Raw genomic sequence first — 19158 nt, 5'->3', positions numbered from 1 at the left:
ACTTCCCCCATTTTTAGCCATGGAGATACTATGCGTTACTGCTTATTGTGCCTGAGTTTAATGCTCTGTCCGCTGGCGACGTTTGCCCAGAACGACGGCTGGCAACAAATCAAAAACGATGCCCGCGGTCAGACGGTGTGGTTCAACGCCTGGGGTGGCGACAATGCAGTTAACCAGTATCTCGACTGGGTTAGCGGTGAGATGAAAACGCACTACGCCATTAACCTGAAAATCGTACGTCTCGCAGATGCCGCCGACGCGGTAAAACGCATCCAGACAGAAGCGGCATCTGGGCGAAAAACAGGCGGCTCTGTCGATTTATTGTGGGTAAACGGCGAAAATTTCCGCACCCTGAAAGAAGCCGGGCTGCTGCAAACCCAATGGGCGCAAACGTTGCCTAACTGGCGCTATGTTGATACCCAAAAACCGGTGAGCGAGGATTTCTCCGTGCCAACGGAGGGGGCTGAATCCCCGTGGGGCGGTGCCCAACTCACCTTTATTGCCCGGCGCGATCTCACCGCGCAGCCGCCGCAATCTCCGCAGGCACTGCTTGAATTTGCGCAGGCGCACCCCGGCACGGTGACCTATCCGCGCCCGCCTGACTTTACCGGTACGGCGTTTCTGGAGCAGTTGTTAATTTCGCTCACCACGCAACCACAAGCGCTAAAACTCGCGCCAGATACAGCCACATTCGCCGACGTTACCGCGCCGTTGTGGCATTATCTTGATACACTGCACCCTGTACTGTGGCGCGAAGGCAAAGACTTTCCGCCCACACCTGCGCGAATGGATGCGCTGCTCAATTCTGGAACCCTGCGTTTATCCTTGACCTTTAACCCTGCCCACGCGCAGCAAAAAGTGACCAGCGGCGAATTACCCAAAAGCAGCTACAGTTTTGGTTTTTCACAGGGCATGCTCGGCAACGTGCATTTTGTCGCTATTCCGGCGAATGCGCGCGCCAGCGCCGGAGCGAAAGTGGTGGCAAACTTTCTGCTCTCACCTGAAGCGCAGCTGCGCAAAGCTGACCCGAGCGTCTGGGGAGATCCTTCGGTGCTTGATCCACAAAAATTACCCGTCGAACAACGTGATGCGCTGCTGGCACGGATCCCGCAAGGACTCCCCGCCGTGCTGCCAGAACCGCATGCTGCCTGGGTAAACGCTCTGGAACAAGAATGGCTACGCCGCTACGGTACGCATTAATTTTGCTACTCTGGGCCATCATGGCGGCAGTTTATCTGCCGCTGGCGCCAGCGGCTTTCTCTCTGATAGCGCCAGCCCTTAGCCTAACCCATTGGCTGGCTCTCTTTGCCGACCCTCAACTTCCGCAGGCGTTACTGGCGACGCTGGTTTCCACAGGACTGGCTGCCGGCGGCGCACTGATCATCGCGCTACTGGCAATCCTCGCTTTATGGCCCGGCGCAGGCTGGGCGCGACTAAGCACCCGTCTTCCGTGGCTGCTGGCGGTCCCGCATGTTGCCTTCGCCACCAGCGTGCTGTTGGTTTTTGCCGAAGGCGGTAAAATCTGGCAATGGCTACCGTTCCTCAGCCCACAGCCAGACCGTTACGGCATTGGGCTTGGCGTGACACTGGCGGTGAAAGAGAGCGCTTTTTTGTTATGGATCCTCTCGGCTCTACTGAGTGAAAAACAACTTTCGCAGCAGGTTATCGTGCTGGATTCGCTGGGTTACAGCCGACTGCAATGCCTGAACTGGCTGGTACTGCCTGCTATCGGCCCGGCATTAGGTAAAGCTATGCTGGCGATTGTTGCCTGGTCACTCTCCGTTGTGGATGTGGCAATCGTCCTCGGCCCCGGAAATCCGCCAACACTGGCAGTTTTGAGCTGGCAATGGCTCAGTCAGGGCGATGTCGAACAGCAGGCGAAAGGCGCACTCGCCAGCCTGTTGCTGGTGCTGTTGCTCCTCATTATCGCGCTGGTGGGTTATCTGTTGTGGCGAGCCTGGCGACGTACTATCCCGGCAGTAAATGGTGAACGCCTGCATTTTTCACCTATAACAATCGCACGCCCGCTGGTACAGATCTTGCCCGTCAGCGGTGTGGTATGCGCGCTTGTACTGGCGCTTATCGCCAGCTATTCCTCACTAAACCACGAGGCGCTCAGCAATAGCCTGCAGCTAGGGCTTCTTTCCAGCGTGTTAGCGCTACTGATACTTTTTGTCTGGCTGGAATGGGGCCCACAAACCGGGCACCGCTGGGTCTGGCTACCGCTCATTTTGCCTGCGCTACCGCTGGTAACCGGACAATATCTGCTGGCGTTATATGCCGGACAGGATGGACTGATGACGACAATTATCTGGGGCCACCTGCTGTGGGTGATGCCCTGGATGCTATTTGTGCTTAAACCGGCCTGGCAGCGCATTGACCCGCGATTAATTTTGATTGCACAAACGCTGGGCTGGTCGCGGGGGCGGATATTCTGGCTGGTGAAATGCCCGCAGCTGGTGCGCCCGGCATTGATTACCTTCGCGGTTGGCTTCTCGGTCAGTATCGCCCAGTATATGCCGACGCTGTGGCTAGGTGCCGGACGCTATCCCACGCTGACCACCGAAGCGGTGGCATTAAGCAGCGGCGGTAGCGGCGAGATTCTGGCAACACAAGCGTTGTGGCAGCTTCTTCTACCACTGCTCGTTTTCGCACTCGCAGCCTTTCTCGCCGCGTGGATTGGCCGCTTTCGACAAGGACTCCGCTAATGCTCATTGTGCAAAACGTTTCGTTGTACCAGGGTGCGACTGCGCTGCTGAAGAACGTTACCTTTCAGGTTGATAAAAGTGACATTGTCACGATTATGGGTTCCTCCGGCAGTGGAAAGTCTTCGCTGTTTTCGTGGATGGTCGGGGCGTTGTCACCTCAATTTCAGGCATCAGGCGAGCTGTGGCTCAACGCACGACGCGTTGACGCTCTGCCTACGGCGCAGCGCCAGATTGGCATTCTGTTTCAGGATGCACTGCTGTTTGACCATTTCAGCGTTGGGCAGAATTTACTGCTGGCCCTACCCGCCACTCTACAGGGTTCCACCAGACGACATGCGGTGGAAAGCGCTCTCGCGCGTGCGGACCTGGCCGGTTTTTATTCGCGCGATCCGGCTTCGCTCTCCGGCGGACAACGTTCGCGTGTCGCCCTGCTCCGCGCACTGCTGGCGCAGCCCCAGGCGCTGTTACTCGATGAACCCTTTAGCAGGCTGGACACGTCGCTGCGCGATACCTTTCGCCGGTGGGTCTTTACCGAGGTACGTAAGCTGGGTATTCCAGTGGTACAGGTTACCCATGACGCGCAGGATGTCCCGCCAGCAGGCCGTGTATTTCAGATGGAAAACTGGGCGTGAATGTGGCGATATGCTGCGTTAACGCAAGGTTTTTACTTAACCGGCGGCACAGAATGTCGTCCTCTTTTTTTCAACGTCGGGCTATTCGATGAAACGTGTTTCTCAAATGACCGCGCTGGCACTGGCTTTAGGGCTCGCTTGCGCTTCTTCCTGGGCTGCTGAAACAGCACAGACGCTCACCCTCGACCAGTTACAGCAAAAGCAAGGCGCGGCAATCGATACCCGTCAGAGCGCTTTTTACAACGGCTGGCCGCAGTCGCTTAATGGTCCTTCAGGACACGAACCTTCCGCACTGAACCTGTCTGCCGCCTGGCTCGACAAGATGAATGATGAACAACTCAGCGCCTGGGTTAAATCACATCAACTCAACACTGACACGCCGGTGGCACTGTATGGCAGCGATAACGACATACAGGCTGTCAAAGCCCGCCTGCAAAAAGTGGGCTTTAACCATATCTCCACCCTCAGCGATGCGCTTACGGACCCAGCCCGCCTGCAACGTCTGCCGCACTTCGAACAGCTGGTGTACCCGCAGTGGCTGCACGACCTGCAGCAGGGTAAAAACGTAACTGCTAAACCGGCGGGCGACTGGAAAGTGATTGAGGCCGCCTGGGGCGCACCGAAGTTGTATCTGCTGAGCCACATCCCTGGTGCGGGCTACATTGATACCAACGAAGTCGAAAGCGAACCGCTGTGGAACAAAGTGTCCGACGAACAGCTCAAAACGATGCTGGCGAAGCACGGTATCCGCCATGACACCACGGTGATTTTATATGGCCGCGATGTCTATGCCGCTGCGCGCGTGGCGCAAATTATGCTGTACGCCGGCGTGAAAGATGTTCGTCTGCTCGACGGCGGCTGGCAAACCTGGTCCGACTCAGGTTTACCGGTCGAACGCGGCACGGCGCCATCGGTGAAACCAGAACCAGATTTCGGCGTGACCATTCCTGCCCAGCCGCAGTTGATGCTCGATATGGAACAGGCTCGCGGTCTGCTTCATCGCCAGGATGCGTCTTTGGTGAGCATTCGTTCATGGCCAGAATTTGTCGGTACCACCAGCGGCTATAGCTACATTAAGCCAAAAGGTGAGATTGCAGGCGCACGTTGGGGCCACGCGGGCAGTGATTCCACCCACATGGAAGATTTCCATAATCCGGATGGCACCATGCGCAGCGCGGATGACATCGCCGCCATGTGGAAGCAATGGAATATTCTGCCACAGCAGCAGGTCTCGTTCTATTGCGGTACCGGCTGGCGTGCTTCGGAAACGTTTATGTATGCCCGCGCGATGGGCTGGAAAAACGTCTCCGTTTACGACGGCGGCTGGTATGAGTGGAGCAGCAATCCAAAAAACCCGGTCTCCAGCGGTGAACGGGGTCCGGACAGCAGCAAGTAATCTCTGATTATGCCTGACGCTGAACCGCTTTTAGCGTCAGGTATCCGCTCCAGATCCGGGTAAACGTCGTCATCCAGCACAGCGCGCCAAAAACCCACGCCATCACGGCAAAATATTCCGGGAACAGACACCCAAACACAAACAGCAAAATCGTCTCAGTACCTTCGGTCAGTCCCCCCAGATAATAAAACGATTTATGCGCGTAGCCCGGGTTATCAATTTGATGTTTCGCCGCCAACGCGGCAAAGGCCAGAAAACTGCTGCCGGTTCCCATAAAGGCGAACAGCAGCCAGCCGCCAGCCAGCGAGTTAGCCGCCGGATCGGCGAGCATAAAACCGAATGGTACTAAGGCGTAAAACAGAAAATCGAGCGAGATATCAAGAAATCCGCCTGCATCGGTTAGCCCTCTGCGCCGCGCCAGTGCCCCATCCAGCCCATCAAAAAGCCGATTGAGCACAATGGCCGCCAGCGCCGCCAGATACCAGCCTAACGCCAGAAATGGCAAGGCCAACACGCCAATGGCAAAACCGACCAGCGTAAGCCCGTCCGGGGTAATCGCAGGCTTATCAATAATGCCCACGCAGCGATGCAAAAGCGGTTTTAAACGCGGATGAATATGACGGTCAAGCATGCGGGCGTCCTTTGAAGGTGTCGCACAGTCCCTGCGAAGGAATATCGAGAGCGGCATTAAAACGCGCCGAGAGATTTTGAAACGCAATCAGCGCGGTCATTTCCGTAATGGCATCATCGGTAAAATGCTGCTTCATCTGCGCTTTCAGCGCAGCGTCAACCTGTGGCGGCGTGGCGGTGATCGCATCGGCATAGGCCAGCGCTACGCGCTCTTCTGCGCTAAATAGCGCCGATTCTTGCCAGTTGGCAACCTGTAAGACTTTATCCAGCGCGCCACAGCGTTCAGCCAGCCGTAGACTGTTGGCATCAACGCAGAAAGCGCAGTGGCACACCTGAGATACGCGGGTCATCAACAGCGCGCGCATCACCGGCGTTAAACGCGCCTTTTTACGCTCCAGAAATCCGACAAACAGCGCTACCAGCCAAAAAAGAAACGGCATCCGCCCCCACCAGCGCGTAGGATGCAGCACATCGCCATAATGTTTTTTCTGCGTAGCAGCGAGCGGTTTTAGACTGGAAGGGATACGCGTTAACGGCTTTACCCACGACTGAGGTTCGTTCAACGGTGGCTCCTGAATACTTTAGATAAAACAAAGATAACGATAGTATGTCATTTTCTGTCGTTAGATCTTGATGAATATAATGAAAACCCTCGACGTGGTCGCCGCTATTATTGAACGTGATGGCAAAATTTTACTGGCTCAGCGTCCGCAGCATGCGGATCAGTCAGGCATGTGGGAGTTTGCGGGCGGCAAGGTTGAACCTGGAGAGAGCCAACCACAGGCGCTGGTCCGTGAATTACGTGAGGAATTGGGTATCGAGGCTATCGTTGGAAATTACATCGCCAGCCATCAGCGTGAAGTGTCAGGCCGATTGATACATCTTCATGCATGGCACGTGCCGGCTTATCAGGGCACACTTTACGCCCATGAGCATCAGGATATCGTCTGGTGTTCACCCGAAGAGGCGCTGCGTTATCCGCTGGCGCCTGCCGATATCCCGTTGTTAGAAGCGTTTATCCTTTCACACGCCGCCAGACCAGCGGATTCGTGCTGATGGTTTTTTCATCGCGCTGGCACTGTAGCAGCACGCCATCGGCTTTAATCACCGCCCCTTCTGAATAGTTTTGATCCTGATAAATGCAGCACTGATTACATGGCTGCGCCCGCTGACCGCTGGAGCTGAACACTTCCGGCGGGACATTCACCTGCACGTCCGGGCGATAAAGCTGATTTGCCAGCGTCGCGCTGGACACCAGTGCCAACGCTCCTGCCACGATTAAACGGCGCATATTCTTTCCTTTTGACTGACATTTATGCTCAGTATAACGGTATAAATCGGCAGAAACTTTAGCCCCTTCGCTCATCGTTTTTGGTTATGACTCACGGCGCAATATTAATTTACTTAGCGAGGTTAATTTTTTCTTGCGTCTCGTCACACTGCTGATGTTATAGTCAAAAACTGCACAACACTTAACACAAAAATCAAAAATATAACCATATCAATATATAAGAGGTTTTTATATCTATGGATCAGACATGTTCTCTGGAGTCATTCCTTAACCATGTGCAAAAGCGCGACCCGCATCAAACCGAGTTCGCGCAAGCCGTTCGTGAGGTAATGACCACGCTGTGGCCTTTCCTTGAGCAAAACCCGCGCTATCGTCAGATGTCATTGCTGGAACGTCTCGTTGAACCGGAGCGCGTGATCCAGTTCCGCGTAGTCTGGCTGGACGATCGCAATCAGGTACAGGTCAACCGCGCATGGCGCGTGCAGTTTAGCTCTGCCATTGGCCCATACAAAGGCGGTATGCGTTTCCACCCTTCCGTGAACCTGTCGATCCTGAAATTCCTTGGCTTCGAACAGACGTTTAAGAATGCCCTCACCACCCTGCCAATGGGCGGGGGTAAAGGCGGGAGCGATTTCGATCCGAAAGGGAAAAGCGAAGGCGAAATCATGCGTTTCTGCCAGGCGCTGATGACCGAACTGTTCCGCCATTTAGGTCCCGATACCGACGTTCCGGCGGGCGATATCGGCGTGGGCGGCCGTGAAGTCGGCTTTATGGCCGGGATGATGAAAAAATTGTCCAACAACAGCGCCTGCGTCTTTACCGGTAAAGGTCTCTCTTTCGGCGGCAGTCTGATCCGCCCGGAAGCCACCGGCTACGGTCTGGTGTACTTCACCGAAGCGATGCTCAAACGTCATGGACTGGGCTTTGAAGGCATGCGCGTAGCGGTTTCTGGCTCCGGTAACGTGGCGCAATTCGCCATTGAGAAAGCCATGGAGTTTGGCGCGCGGGTGGTTACCGCCTCCGATTCCAGCGGTACCGTAGTTGACGAAAGTGGATTTACCAAAGAAAAACTGGCGCGTCTGTGCGCAATCAAAGACAGCCGCGACGGTCGTGTAGCAGATTATGCCCGTGAGTTTGGCCTGACCTACCTGGAAGGCAAACAACCGTGGTCAGTTCCGGTCGATATCGCCCTGCCGTGTGCCACGCAGAACGAACTCGATGTGGAAGCCGCGCAAATGCTTATCGCCAACGGCGTCAAGGCCGTGGCTGAAGGTGCGAACATGCCAACCACCATCGAAGCCACCGACCTGTTCCTCGAGGCAGGTGTACTGTTCGCACCGGGTAAAGCCGCCAACGCCGGTGGCGTCGCCACATCCGGTCTGGAAATGGCGCAGAACGCCGCACGTCTGGGCTGGAAAGCGGAGAAAGTGGATGCGCGCCTGCACCACATCATGCTGGATATTCACCATGCCTGCGTTGAATACGGCGGCGAAAGCAAGCAGACCAACTACGTACGTGGCGCCAACATCGCGGGTTTCGTGAAGGTAGCCGACGCGATGCTGGGCCAGGGTGTGATTTAATATCTTCTCTGTAGACCCGTAGGCCGGATAAGGCACAGGTGCCGCATCCGGCAAAGCCTGATGACGCTACGCTTATCAGGCCTACAGACTTACACGCCCGCCTCTTCAGATGGCGGGCTTTTTTTCGCCGGGCGTTTACGCGGCGCGCTCTTTTTCTTATCACCACTACCGCCAGGTGCAGCAATTCCACGAAAGCGTCGTACCGGTGTGCTGCGCGCCTGATCGATAAGCTGATACAGCGTCCCCACCAGCGGCTGCATGAAATCCTGATAGCGACATTGCTTTTCGCTGATTTGGGTCAGGATTGATTCCCAGTGCGCGGTCATGTCCGGGCGTGTCGCCATTTCTGGCAACGAGTGGAACAGCGCTTTTCCCGCGTCGGTCGAATGGATATACCGCCCTTTTTTCACCAGGAATCCGCGCTTAAACAGCAATTCGATAATTCCGGCGCGCGTCGCTTCCGTACCTAAACCATCCGTTGCGCGCAGGATCTTTTTCAGATCTTTATCCTGCACGAATCGCGCAATCCCGGTCATCGCTGACAGCAGCGTGGCATCGGTAAAGTGACGTGGTGGTTGAGTCTGACGTTCAACCACTTCGCCTTTTTCGCACAGCAGTTCGTCATCTTTTGCCACCACCGGCAGCGGCGTCCCGTCATTATCTTCGTCGCGCTCTTTATTGCCGAGCAGCGTGCGCCATCCGGCTTCCGCCAGAAAACGCGCTTTAGCGACAAACTTGCCTTTGGCAATATCCAGCTCAATAACGCACTTCCTGAATACCGCATCTGCGCAAAATTGCATCAGATACTGACGGGCAATCAGGTTGTAAATTTTCGCTTCGTTATCGTTCAGGTTGATGGACGAACTGCGTGCGGTAGGAATGATGGCGTGGTGCGCATCCACTTTTTTGTCGTCCCAACAGCGATTTCGCGTATCGGGATTGACCGCCGGTTGCGGGAGCAGATCCGGTGCATGGACGCTAATCGCGTTCAGTACCGCATGACGTCCGGCAAAGTGCTCTTCCGGCAGATAACGGCTATCCGAACGCGGATAGGTAATCAACTTATGGGTTTCATACAACTTCTGGCAGATATCCAGAACGTTTTGCGCACTTAAACCGAAGCGCTTCGCCGCTTCAATCTGCAACGCCGACAGCGAGAACGGCAACGGCGCGGATTCTGATTCCCGTTTATCGTTATAGCTGGTGACTATCGCCGGTTGACCGTTAATTCGGTTCACCACGTGTTCAGCCAGCGTGCGATTCAGCAAGCGCCCTTCTTCATCCTGATACGGCTCACACGCTTCGCTCGGCTGCCAGATAGCAGTAAACCGCTCATCGGCGGGCGTTACGATATGCGCTTTCACTTCGAAGAAGTCTTTGGCGACGAAGTTCTCAATCTCTTCATCACGACGCACAACCAGCCCGAGCACCGGCGTTTGTACGCGCCCGACCGAAAGTACGCCCTGATAGCCCGCGTTACGTCCGAGAATGGTGTAAGCGCGCGTCATATTGATACCGTACAACCAGTCCGCACGCGCTCGCGCCAGTGCCGACACGCACAGCGGAATAAACTCACTGTTGGCGCGCAGCCGCTCAATAGCCCGCTCAACGGCCTGCGGGTTGAGGTCGTTAATCAGGCAACGCTGCACCTTCTGGCGCTTTTCAGGCGCCAGTTGCAGGTAATCCAGCACTTCATCCACCAGCAACTGCCCTTCACGATCGGGGTCACCGGCGTGAATAACTTCGCTGGCCTCATGCAAAAAGCGCTTAATGACGTTAAGTTGTTTGGTCACTGAGGGACGCGGCTGCAGTTGCCACTTTTCCGGGACGATCGGCAGATCGACCAGACTCCAGCGAGCATAACGACTGTCGTAGGCATTCGGCTGCGCCTGTTCAAGCAGGTGACCAATACACCAGGTCACCACTTGTCCATTTCCGCATTCGATAAAACCATCGCCTTTGCGATGCGGCTTTGGTAGCACATCGGCGATAGCACGCGCCAGACTTGGTTTTTCGGCAATAAACAACCGCATCGAGTTAACGGATCTCAACCATGGCGCGACCGCCACGAGCGTCCACTAACTCACCAATGGCGGTGAGATCGATACCGAACTGCGCCGCTGCCGCTTTCACTTCGGCTTCAGCTTCCGGCGTTACCGCCAGCAGTAGGCCACCGGAAGTTTGCGGATCGCACAACAGATCGCGTACCGATTGCGGCATTTCACCCATCAGGTGTCCGTAGCTGGCAAAGTTACGTTGGGTACCGCCGGGTACCGCACCCTGCGCGATGTATTCTTCAACGCCAGGCAGCTTAGGAATATCCTGGTAGACGATTTGCGCCTGAACGCCTGCGCCCTGACACATCTCACTCAGATGCCCCAGCAGACCAAAACCGGTAACGTCGGTCATGGCTTTCACGCCGTCGATATCGGCGAATGCCGCACCGGCAATGTTCATCCGACACATCACTTCTGTCGCCAGTCCTTTGTGTTCTTCCTTCAGTAGTGATTTTTTCTCTGCTGTCGTCAGAACGCCAATCCCCAGAGGCTTGGTCAGGAATAACTTACACCCTGCCTCTGCGGTGCTGTTTTTCTTCACGCGTTCGGTCGGCACAACGCCGGTTACCGCAAGGCCAAAGATAGGCTCTGGGGCATCGATAGAGTGGCCGCCCGCCAGCGCAATACCCGCCTGACGGCAGGCAAAACGTCCGCCTTCGGTGACTTCGCGGGCGATTTCCGGCGCCAGCTTATCCAGCGGCCAGCCCAGAATAGCAATTGCCATAATCGGTTTGCCGCCCATAGCGAAAATATCGCTGATGGCGTTAGTCGCGGCGATGCGGCCAAAATCAAACGGATTATCGACAATCGGCATAAAGAAATCGGTGGTGCTGATAACGCTGGTGCCGTTTCCCAAATCGTATACGGCCGCGTCGTCGCGAGTTTCATTACCCACCAGTAAGTTCGGATCAACAAACTTCGCCTGCTCGCTGTGCAGGATGGTTTCCAGCACTTTTGGGGAAATTTTACAACCGCAACCGGCTCCGTGGCTGTATTGCGTTAAACGAATAGCGTGCTCGCTCATGGACATCTCCTGTCATTGCAATCCGGATATGGTAGCGCTCATTCCATGATGTGGTAAGAGTGACTGTCTGAATTCGGGTCTCTTTGCTCATAATCCAGACAGTTTTGCCGTTGATATCAGAAATAACGGACGAATGCGCTCGGATCGGCAAGGTTAATCGTCGTGGAGGCTTTTAGCTGCGGCGTTCCCAGATAGAGGAAACCGACGATTTTATCTTGCGGGCGACAGTCGAATGCTTCACGAACGACCGCACTTTCGGTTAATGCGCCGCTGCGCCAGATACCGCCAAAGCCCTGGGCAATTGCGGCCATCTGCATCGCCATTACTGCACAACCGGCAGACATTTCCTGTTCCCACAGCGGAACCTTGTCGCTTTCTTCACATTTCGCCACCACGGTAATAATCAGCGGCGCGCGAAACGGTGCGCTGCGCGCTTTTTCCTGGGCTTTCTCATCGCTACCTGCGGCGATCGCGCCTTTTTCAAGCACGGCACTAAAGCGTTCGCGTCCTTCACCTTCAATCACAAAAAATTGCCACGGTTGTAGCGACTTGTGGTCCGGTGCGCGCATTCCCGCCCGCAGAATGTTTTGCAGTTGCTCTCCGGCCGGGGCCGGTTCGACAAGACGAGAAGCGCTACGACGGGTGATAAGTAATTCGAGTGCATCCATTTGCTTAACTCCAACAATGATATTTGTTCACAAAATTAACACGTGGGCGGATTTTGTTACAGCACAGGCGGCGATTCCTGCTGACAAGTGCCTGCCGGGTCATTACGATAGCCTCATCTTAACGCCTTTCTCCGGAATTTCGGGTGGCGTGTTGTTAATCGGTAGGGAGAATACATGCGAACCCTGTGGCGATTTATTGCCGGATTTTTTAAATGGACATGGCGATTACTCAATTTCGTCCGTGAATTTGTGCTTAACCTGTTCTTCATCTTTTTGGTGCTGGTTGGCGTGGGTATCTGGATGCAGGTCAGTAGCAGCAGTACCAGCGAACATGCTGAGCGAGGCGCACTGTTGCTGGATATCTCGGGGGTGATTGTCGATAAGCCATCGAGCACCAGTCGCTTAAGCGTTATTGGTCGTCAACTGTTTGGCGCCAGTTCCGATCGCCTGCAGGAAAACTCCCTGTTCGATATCGTGAATACTATTCGCCAGGCAAAAGATGATCGCAACATCACCGGCATTGTGATGGATCTGAAAAACTTTGCCGGGGCCGACCAGCCTTCCATGCAGTATATCGGTAAAGCGCTACGTGAATTCCGCGACAGCGGTAAACCGGTCTTTGCCGTAGGCGATAACTTCAGCCAGGGGCAGTATTATCTCGCCAGTTTTGCCAACAAAATTTACCTCTCTCCACAGGGTTCCGTTGATCTGCACGGCTTTGCCACCAACGGTTTGTACTACAAGTCCCTGCTCGACAAGCTGAAAGTTTCCACGCACGTGTTCCGTGTCGGGACTTATAAGTCTGCCGTCGAGCCATTTATCCGCGATGATATGTCTCCTGCCGCGCGTGAAGCCGACAGCCGCTGGATAGGCGAGCTGTGGCAGAACTATCTCGACACGGTCGCTGCCAATCGCCAGATCCCTGCGCAGCAGGTGTTCCCGGGCGCACAGGCCATGCTTGACGGATTGACGAGAGTCGATGGTGATACCGCGAAATATGCGCTCGACAACAAACTGGTGGATGCACTCGCCTCCAGCGCTGAAGTCGAAAAAATGCTGACCAAACAGTTTGGCTGGAGTAAAGCGGATAAAAACTACCGCTCTGTCAGCTACTACGATTACACGCTGAAAACCCCGGCTGATACCGGCGACAGCATTGGCGTTATCTTCGCCAATGGCGCGATTATGGACGGTGAAGAAACCCCTGGGAATGTGGGCGGCGATACCACTGCCGCACAGATCCGCGAAGCGCGTCTTGATCCGAAAGTGAAAGCCATTGTTCTGCGCGTTAACAGCCCTGGCGGCAGCGTCAGCGCCTCGGAAGTAATCCGTTCTGAGCTGGCAGCGGCAAAAGCGGCGGGCAAACCGGTTGTCGTTTCCATGGGCGGCATGGCGGCCTCTGGTGGGTACTGGATCTCTACGCCTGCCAGCTACATCGTGGCAAACCCCAGCACCCTGACCGGCTCCATCGGCATCTTTGGTGTTATCAACACGGTAGAAAACAGTCTGGATTCCATTGGCGTACACACCGACGGCGTGGCGACATCCCCACTGGCGGATATCTCCATCACCAAAGCGTTACCGCCGGAAGTGCAGCAAATGATGCAACTTAGCATCGAGAACGGCTACAAACGCTTTATCACGCTGGTTGCGGATGCGCGTAAGACAACGCCTGAGCAGATTGACAAAATCGCGCAGGGCCACGTCTGGACCGGTCAGGATGCGAAAGCCAACGGTCTGGTAGACAGCCTCGGTGATTTTGACGACGCCGTCGCGAAAGCGGCTGAGCTTGGCAAACTGAAACAGTGGCACATTGAGTATTATCAGGACGAACCAACATTCGTTGATATGGTGATGGACAGCATGTCTGGCTCCGTTCGTGCCATGCTGCCTGACGCCATTCAGGCTATGCTCCCGCCACCGCTGGCCTCTGCGGCCAGTGCAGTAAAAGCCGAAAGCGATAAGCTGGCCGCATTCAACGATCCGCAAAACCGCTATGCGTTTTGCCTGACCTGCGCCAACGTTCGCTAACTATTGACCCCTCTTCGGGATGAAGAGGGGTTTTCTTTGAGACAGAAGAAAAGTCATGCAGAAAAAATCAATTTACGTTGCCTATACCGGCGGTACCATTGGTATGCAGCGCTCAGAACAGGGTTATATTCCCGTTTCCGGTCACCTGCAGCGCCAGCTGGCATTGATGCCTGAATTCCACCGCCCGGAGATGCCAGACTTCACCATCCACGAATACGCCCCGCTGATGGATTCCTCCGATATGACGCCGGAAGACTGGCAGCATATTGCGGAAGATATTAAAGCGCACTACGACGATTACGATGGTTTTGTCATTCTGCACGGCACCGATACCATGGCGTTTACGGCTTCGGCGCTCTCTTTTATGCTGGAGAATCTGGGCAAGCCGGTCATTGTGACAGGGTCACAAATCCCATTAGCAGAGCTACGTTCTGACGGACAAATCAATTTGCTGAATGCGTTGTACGTTGCAGCAAATTACCCGATCAATGAAGTTACCCTGTTTTTCAACAATCGATTGTTTCGCGGCAACCGGACCACTAAAGCGCATGCTGATGGTTTTGACGCGTTTGCCTCACCCAACCTTGCACCACTGCTGGAAGCCGGGATCCACATTCGTCGGCTGGGAACACCGCCCGCACCTCACGGCACAGGTGAGTTGATTGTGCATCCTATCACTCCGCAACCGATTGGCGTGGTCACCATTTATCCTGGGATCTCCGCTGATGTAGTACGCAACTTCCTGCGCCAACCTGTAAAAGCATTAATTTTGCGCTCCTACGGCGTGGGGAATGCACCGCAGAATAAAGAGTTCCTGAAAGAACTTGAAGATGCGAGTTCGCGTGGCATTGTGGTGGTGAACCTTACGCAGTGTATGTCCGGCAAGGTGAACATGGGGGGCTACGCGACAGGCAATGCGCTGGCGCATGCTGGCGTGATTGGCGGCGCGGATATGACCGTCGAAGCCACACTCACCAAACTGCACTATTTGCTGAGTCAGGGACTGGATACGCAGACGATCCGTGAAGCGATGACGCAAAATCTGCGTGGTGAGCTCACGCCTGACGATTAAAGGAGTCTATGCCCATGGCCCGAGCCTTACTGTTGGTCGATTTACAAAATGACTTTTGTGCCGGTGGTGCCCTCGCGGTCCCACAAGGTGACAGCACAATCGATATTGCCAACCGTCTGATTGACTGGTGTGCCGTACGCGGTGACACCGTCGTTGCCAGCCTGGACTGGCACCCGGCTAATCACGGCAGCTTTGCCAGCCAGCATCAGGTTGCCCCCTACAGTCAGGGACAACTCGATGGCCTGGCGCAGACGTTCTGGCCCGATCATTGCGTACAAAACAGCGCAGGTGCAGCCCTGCATCCGCTGCTGAACCAGCATGCGATAACTCAAACGTTCACTAAAGGTGAGAACCCGCTGGTCGACAGCTATAGTGCGTTTTTTGATAACGGTCGTCGTCAGGCTACCGCGCTGAATGCATGGCTACTCGAACGCCGCATTGCCGAACTCATCATCATGGGTCTGGCAACCGACTATTGCGTTAAATTCACCGTACTGGATGCGCTCGATCTTGGCTACACCGTCAGCGTTATTACCGACGGCTGTCGTGGCGTCAATATCCAACCCCAGGACAGTGCAAACGCCTTTATAGAAATGTCGGCGGCGGGCGCAACGCTGTATACGTTGGACGACTGGCTGGAAACACAGCCGTAAGCGATGCCGACAGGGTCACTCCTGTCGGCGCGTTATCTCAGGCCAGCGCTGAAATCTCTTCCAGCGATACTTTGCGTGTTTCGATGCCAAAACAAAAAAGAATCAGCGCGCATAGAACCAACATTACTCCTAACACGATAAAGACCGTAACGGAGCCATAGCGGGTCAACAAAATAGCGACGCCATAGGGCGTAAACACAGCGACAATCCTTCCCACCGCATTCACAAAACCTGATCCTCTCAATCTAAGGTGCGTGGGCCATAGTTCCGGGACATAAACTGCAGAGGCAAAGCAGACATACATATACAGAAAAAAAATCATCACCAGCCCGTAGCTCAGAATGGCCCACTCTTCAGTTTGAAGTGAATAGAAATAGCCGAGCAGCGCGATAATAATCAACAAGAATGAACCAAACAATCGTCGTGGAAAGCGATCGATAATTAACGCGGCAATAAATATCCCAACTGGCGCGCCAATCATAATTATCGCGGTCATAAATATGGATTTCGTTACATCGATTCCCGAATTAACAAATATCGTCGGGATCCATACCGTAATGGTGTAGAGCGAAATATTCATTGCGATAAGCACCGTGATCGCCACCAGTGTACAGCGCAACATTGGCCCCTTAAACAAGAGCCAAAATGAACCACATGCCGTGCTTAAATCCGCCGACGAGCATTCGTTCCGGCAGGATGGTAAAGTGATGTTTTTTTCTATCTCAATTTGCGATTCAACCTGCATAAGATGTTTTTCAGCTTCGCTTCTCTGCCCTTTGCCAGCCAGCCAACGTGGGGATTCAATATAGTATTTTCCCGACAGATACCAGGCCAACAGCATTGCCATGCCACCGAGCAGAAACATCACCCGCCAGCTTAAAAGTGCAATGATCACAACGCCAATTGCCGCAGATAGCATTGGTGCCCAGTTGCCGACAAATGACAGACGGGCAGACCATTTCCCACGTACCGCGGGTGGAATGAATTCTGTAAATGAGGCATAGCCCACCATAATTAGCGCCCCCATTCCAATCCCCATCAGACAGCGGAAGAAGATAAGCCAGTACATGTTGGGCACAAACGTTGCAGCGCAGGCTGAGGCCCCGACGATTAACAAATTGATGCGGAACGCTTTGCGTCGACCGAGATAATCACCAATAAAGCCACCGGCTAGTGAACCGATAAAGTAGCCGAACATCAGCGCGGAGGTAAACGCGGCATTGAGATAATTGTTTGACCAGCCAGTGCTGACTAATTTTGCTAATACCACATTCCCGGAATAGCTGAGAAAACCGGTTATTAACAAACTAAAACTAATAATGCCGAAAATACGAAAATGAAATCGAGATAAAGGTAAGCGATCTAATCTTGCGCCGATAGGGTCACATTGTTCCATCTGGATGCCTCAAATTCAGCTAAATAGAAAGTATGGCGATCGCGGCAGAAGCAATTTTTCCGCGCTATCCATCATCATTAGATTCTTATGGCATTTCCCAGGTGCAAACTAAAATAATATCGACACAACCCTCGTTATAGTTAATAAACGAGTTGAATATTATTCTCTTTGCAAAATGCAACCCACTCTGCACCCGGTGCCTTATTGGTTATTAGGTAATTAATATGGCTAAAGTCCACGAGCTGAACGAAAGCTTTACGATCAAACTTTGAGTGATCAACTAACAGGGCCACCTCAGTCGCCTGGCGGATCATGGTTTTTTTGATTTCCGCTTCCGCTTCATTAGAATCAAGCGCCCCACTCTGCATATCCAAACCTTTGCAGCTCATCACCATGATATCCACATGATAGCGGCTGATAATCTCCTTGGTGATTCTTCCCTGCAGCGACAGCGTATTCTTATTCAGCTCACCGCCGGTAGAAACCACGTTAATTTCCGACTGCGCCAGCTCATGAAATGCTTCAGCCGAATTGGTAAGCAACGTCAGATCGTTTCTTTCCTTCAACAGCTTTAATAATTCCATCGCGGTACTGCTGGAGTCAGCAGCCATGGTGGTCTTATTTTTAATAAACGGTAATGCATTACGTGCAATGATCTGCTTTTCTTCGAAAAAAGATTTTGCACGCTTATAAAAATGAATATTGTCGGACAACGCGGTGGTATTGAGCACTGCACCGCCATATGTTCGGGTCAAAAAACCTTCATCTTCCAGTTTTTCAAGATCGCGGCGAATCGTTTCCTCAGTCACCTGAAAGATTGAACTTAAATTAGATACCGCCACTTTCTTATCGTTAGCCACCATTTGCTTAATGGCCTGGATCCTGTCTTTTGCCGCCACGATGATACCTCTGTTTCCTGCAAAGTAATAATAAGACCCTAGTATCTCACAGGCTATATTTATTTTCAAAAGAACATGTCTGAATCACAGATTTTAATACTCTTTTACACAGAAACAGAGGTCAATCCTATCTGAATTAATTTATATCCAACGCTTCCGCCATTCGCCTCATCAATAATGAATCATCATCTGTCAGGGGAATGGTTAACGCCTCGACATTCTCGCGAACCTGTTCAGGTGCGGTTGCGCCACTCAGTAAGGTGATCAAATCGCTTTGCTTTAAAATCCACGCCAGAGCTAGTGCGGGGATTGTGCAGCGGTATTTTTCACACAGCGGCTGCCACTGCTCTAGCATATCAATCACCCGCAGCATATTTTCCCGCTGAAACCAGACCTTGTTAGCCCGCGCGCCGCCAGGGACATAATCTCTGGCGATAGTACCGGTCAACAACCCCTGCTCGAGCGGTGAATATACCTGCACGATGATGCCATTCTGCTGGCATAGCGGCAGCAGTTCAGCTTCCAGCGCCCGGTCAAGAATGCTGTACTTGGCCTGGATGATATCCAGCTCACCGTGTTTGAGATACTCCCTGATATGCCCGGCATTGACGTTCGCCGCACCAATCGAACGGATTTTCCCCTCTTTTTTCAGTGCGTTCAGCGTGTCTACGGTTTCCGCAATCGGCGTAAAACAGGGTTCGACCGACTGCCAGTGGGTCATATAGATATCAATACTGTCGATACCCAATCTTTGCAGGCTGGCATCAACCTCTTCGCGAATCGACTCAGGCGTGAGGTTTTTATACAGCTGGCGATCGCCCACTTTGTTAAACAGGCTGCCTGTTCGCTCCCAGACGATGCCGCATTTGGTTTCAACAACGATATCGTTACGCGGCAGCTTTTTCAGCGCCTGACCGACAATCACTTCACTGTTGCCAAAGTTGTAGCCTGGCGCGGTATCAATCAGATTAATACCGCAGCGATGCGCCTCAACAATGGTATCGATACAGACCTGCAGGTCGAGATCGCCGTTCCACGCCGGACCGCCACCAATCGCCCAGGTACCTAATCCCATGCGGGAAAGCGTAATATCCGTACTGCCTAAAGGAATCATTTTCATC

At 53.7% G+C, this 19158-nt stretch carries 18 protein-coding genes; 9 read left to right on the top strand and 9 right to left on the bottom strand.

The features are described 5' to 3' along the window. Window positions 1–30 precede the first annotated feature (30 nt). The 4 genes from EHN13_RS15260 (at window position 31) to EHN13_RS15245 (ending at window position 4736) form a co-directional block, all read left to right on the top strand. On the top strand, window positions 31–1200 hold the full coding sequence (locus EHN13_RS15260; protein WP_124021683.1) for an ABC transporter substrate-binding protein: 1170 nt from the start codon (window positions 31–33) through the stop codon (window positions 1198–1200). Then, a complete protein-coding gene (locus tag EHN13_RS15255; protein ID WP_124021682.1) occupies window positions 1173–2708 on the top strand; it encodes an ABC transporter permease family protein in 1536 nt (511 codons plus the stop codon). Before EHN13_RS15260 ends, EHN13_RS15255 begins: the two co-directional genes overlap by 28 nt. Beyond that, window positions 2708–3340, top strand: a complete 633-nt coding sequence (locus EHN13_RS15250; RefSeq protein WP_101741727.1) for an ATP-binding cassette domain-containing protein — start codon at window positions 2708–2710, stop codon at window positions 3338–3340. Before EHN13_RS15255 ends, EHN13_RS15250 begins: the two co-directional genes overlap by 1 nt. Window positions 3341–3428: 88 nt before the next feature. After that, window positions 3429–4736, top strand: a complete 1308-nt coding sequence (locus tag EHN13_RS15245) for a rhodanese-like domain-containing protein (protein ID WP_124021681.1) — start codon at window positions 3429–3431, stop codon at window positions 4734–4736. Window positions 4737–4743: 7 nt separating this feature from the next. On the opposite strand, the gene EHN13_RS15240 is transcribed toward EHN13_RS15245, so the two are convergent. Together EHN13_RS15240 and EHN13_RS15235 are read right to left on the bottom strand one after the other, a co-directional pair. After that, window positions 4744–5367, bottom strand: a complete 624-nt coding sequence (locus EHN13_RS15240) for a CDP-alcohol phosphatidyltransferase family protein (protein WP_124021680.1) — start codon at window positions 5365–5367, stop codon at window positions 4744–4746. Then, window positions 5360–5929, bottom strand: coding sequence for a carboxymuconolactone decarboxylase family protein (locus EHN13_RS15235; protein ID WP_124021679.1), 570 nt, complete (start codon window positions 5927–5929; stop codon window positions 5360–5362). The genes EHN13_RS15240 and EHN13_RS15235 overlap by 8 nt, the downstream gene beginning before the upstream one ends. A gap of 79 nt (window positions 5930–6008) precedes the next feature. On the opposite strand from EHN13_RS15235, the gene EHN13_RS15230 reads away from it, so the two are divergent. After that, window positions 6009–6422: a pyrimidine (deoxy)nucleoside triphosphate diphosphatase gene (locus EHN13_RS15230; RefSeq protein ID WP_124021678.1), complete on the top strand. Its 414-nt coding sequence runs from the start codon at window positions 6009–6011 to the stop codon at window positions 6420–6422. Here EHN13_RS15230 and EHN13_RS15225 read toward each other — a convergent pair. Beyond that, the gene (locus EHN13_RS15225; RefSeq protein ID WP_101741732.1) at window positions 6382–6657 is read right to left on the bottom strand and encodes a YnjH family protein; all 276 of its coding nucleotides are present in this window, start codon (window positions 6655–6657) and stop codon (window positions 6382–6384) included. The two genes, EHN13_RS15230 and EHN13_RS15225, sit on opposite strands and share 41 nt — an antisense overlap. Before the next feature lie 236 nt (window positions 6658–6893). Between EHN13_RS15225 and gdhA the strand changes: the two genes are divergently transcribed. Further along, window positions 6894–8237 (top strand): NADP-specific glutamate dehydrogenase, encoded by a 1344-nt coding sequence (gene gdhA, locus EHN13_RS15220; protein WP_101741733.1) that lies wholly within the window; start codon window positions 6894–6896, stop codon window positions 8235–8237. Window positions 8238–8326: 89 nt separating this feature from the next. Here the strand turns inward: gdhA and EHN13_RS15215 are convergent, their stop codons facing one another. The 3 genes from EHN13_RS15215 to EHN13_RS15205 all read right to left on the bottom strand — a co-directional run bounded on the left by EHN13_RS15215 (window position 8327) and on the right by EHN13_RS15205 (window position 11986). Continuing rightward, the gene (locus tag EHN13_RS15215) at window positions 8327–10270 is read right to left on the bottom strand and encodes a DNA topoisomerase III (protein ID WP_124021677.1); all 1944 of its coding nucleotides are present in this window, start codon (window positions 10268–10270) and stop codon (window positions 8327–8329) included. 4 nt (window positions 10271–10274) lie between these two features. After that, window positions 10275–11318, bottom strand: coding sequence for a selenide, water dikinase SelD (gene selD / locus EHN13_RS15210; protein ID WP_124021676.1), 1044 nt, complete (start codon window positions 11316–11318; stop codon window positions 10275–10277). A 116-nt stretch (window positions 11319–11434) separates the two neighbouring features. Next, entirely contained in the window at window positions 11435–11986 is a 552-nt protein-coding gene (locus tag EHN13_RS15205) for an NAD(P)H nitroreductase (protein WP_061067766.1), read from the bottom strand. Between the two features lie 174 nt (window positions 11987–12160). On the opposite strand from EHN13_RS15205, the gene sppA reads away from it, so the two are divergent. The 3 genes from sppA to pncA are packed head-to-tail and all read left to right on the top strand — an operon-like array spanning window position 12161 to window position 15742. Further along, window positions 12161–14017, top strand: a complete 1857-nt coding sequence (gene sppA, locus EHN13_RS15200) for a signal peptide peptidase SppA (RefSeq protein ID WP_124021675.1) — start codon at window positions 12161–12163, stop codon at window positions 14015–14017. A 55-nt stretch (window positions 14018–14072) separates the two neighbouring features. After that, complete coding sequence (gene ansA, locus EHN13_RS15195) at window positions 14073–15089, top strand: asparaginase (protein ID WP_003030673.1); 1017 nt, start codon at window positions 14073–14075, stop codon at window positions 15087–15089. A gap of 14 nt (window positions 15090–15103) precedes the next feature. Continuing rightward, window positions 15104–15742, top strand: a complete 639-nt coding sequence (pncA, locus tag EHN13_RS15190; protein WP_124021674.1) for a bifunctional nicotinamidase/pyrazinamidase — start codon at window positions 15104–15106, stop codon at window positions 15740–15742. Between the two features lie 37 nt (window positions 15743–15779). On the opposite strand, the gene EHN13_RS15185 is transcribed toward pncA, so the two are convergent. The 3 genes from EHN13_RS15185 to ydjG form a co-directional block, all read right to left on the bottom strand. Beyond that, entirely contained in the window at window positions 15780–17138 is a 1359-nt protein-coding gene (locus tag EHN13_RS15185; protein ID WP_124021673.1) for an MFS transporter, read from the bottom strand. Window positions 17139–17278: 140 nt separating this feature from the next. After that, on the bottom strand, window positions 17279–18037 hold the full coding sequence (locus EHN13_RS15180; RefSeq protein ID WP_124021672.1) for a DeoR/GlpR family DNA-binding transcription regulator: 759 nt from the start codon (window positions 18035–18037) through the stop codon (window positions 17279–17281). 136 nt (window positions 18038–18173) lie between these two features. Then, a complete protein-coding gene (gene ydjG, locus EHN13_RS15175; protein WP_124021671.1) occupies window positions 18174–19157 on the bottom strand; it encodes an NADH-dependent methylglyoxal reductase in 984 nt (327 codons plus the stop codon). Window position 19158 lies beyond the last annotated feature (1 nt).

The organism is Citrobacter youngae (assembly GCF_003818115.1).
Lineage (GTDB): Bacteria > Pseudomonadota > Gammaproteobacteria > Enterobacterales > Enterobacteriaceae > Citrobacter > Citrobacter youngae.
Note: the sequence above shows the minus strand (reverse complement) of the source record. Positions and strands in the feature narration are given on the sequence as shown.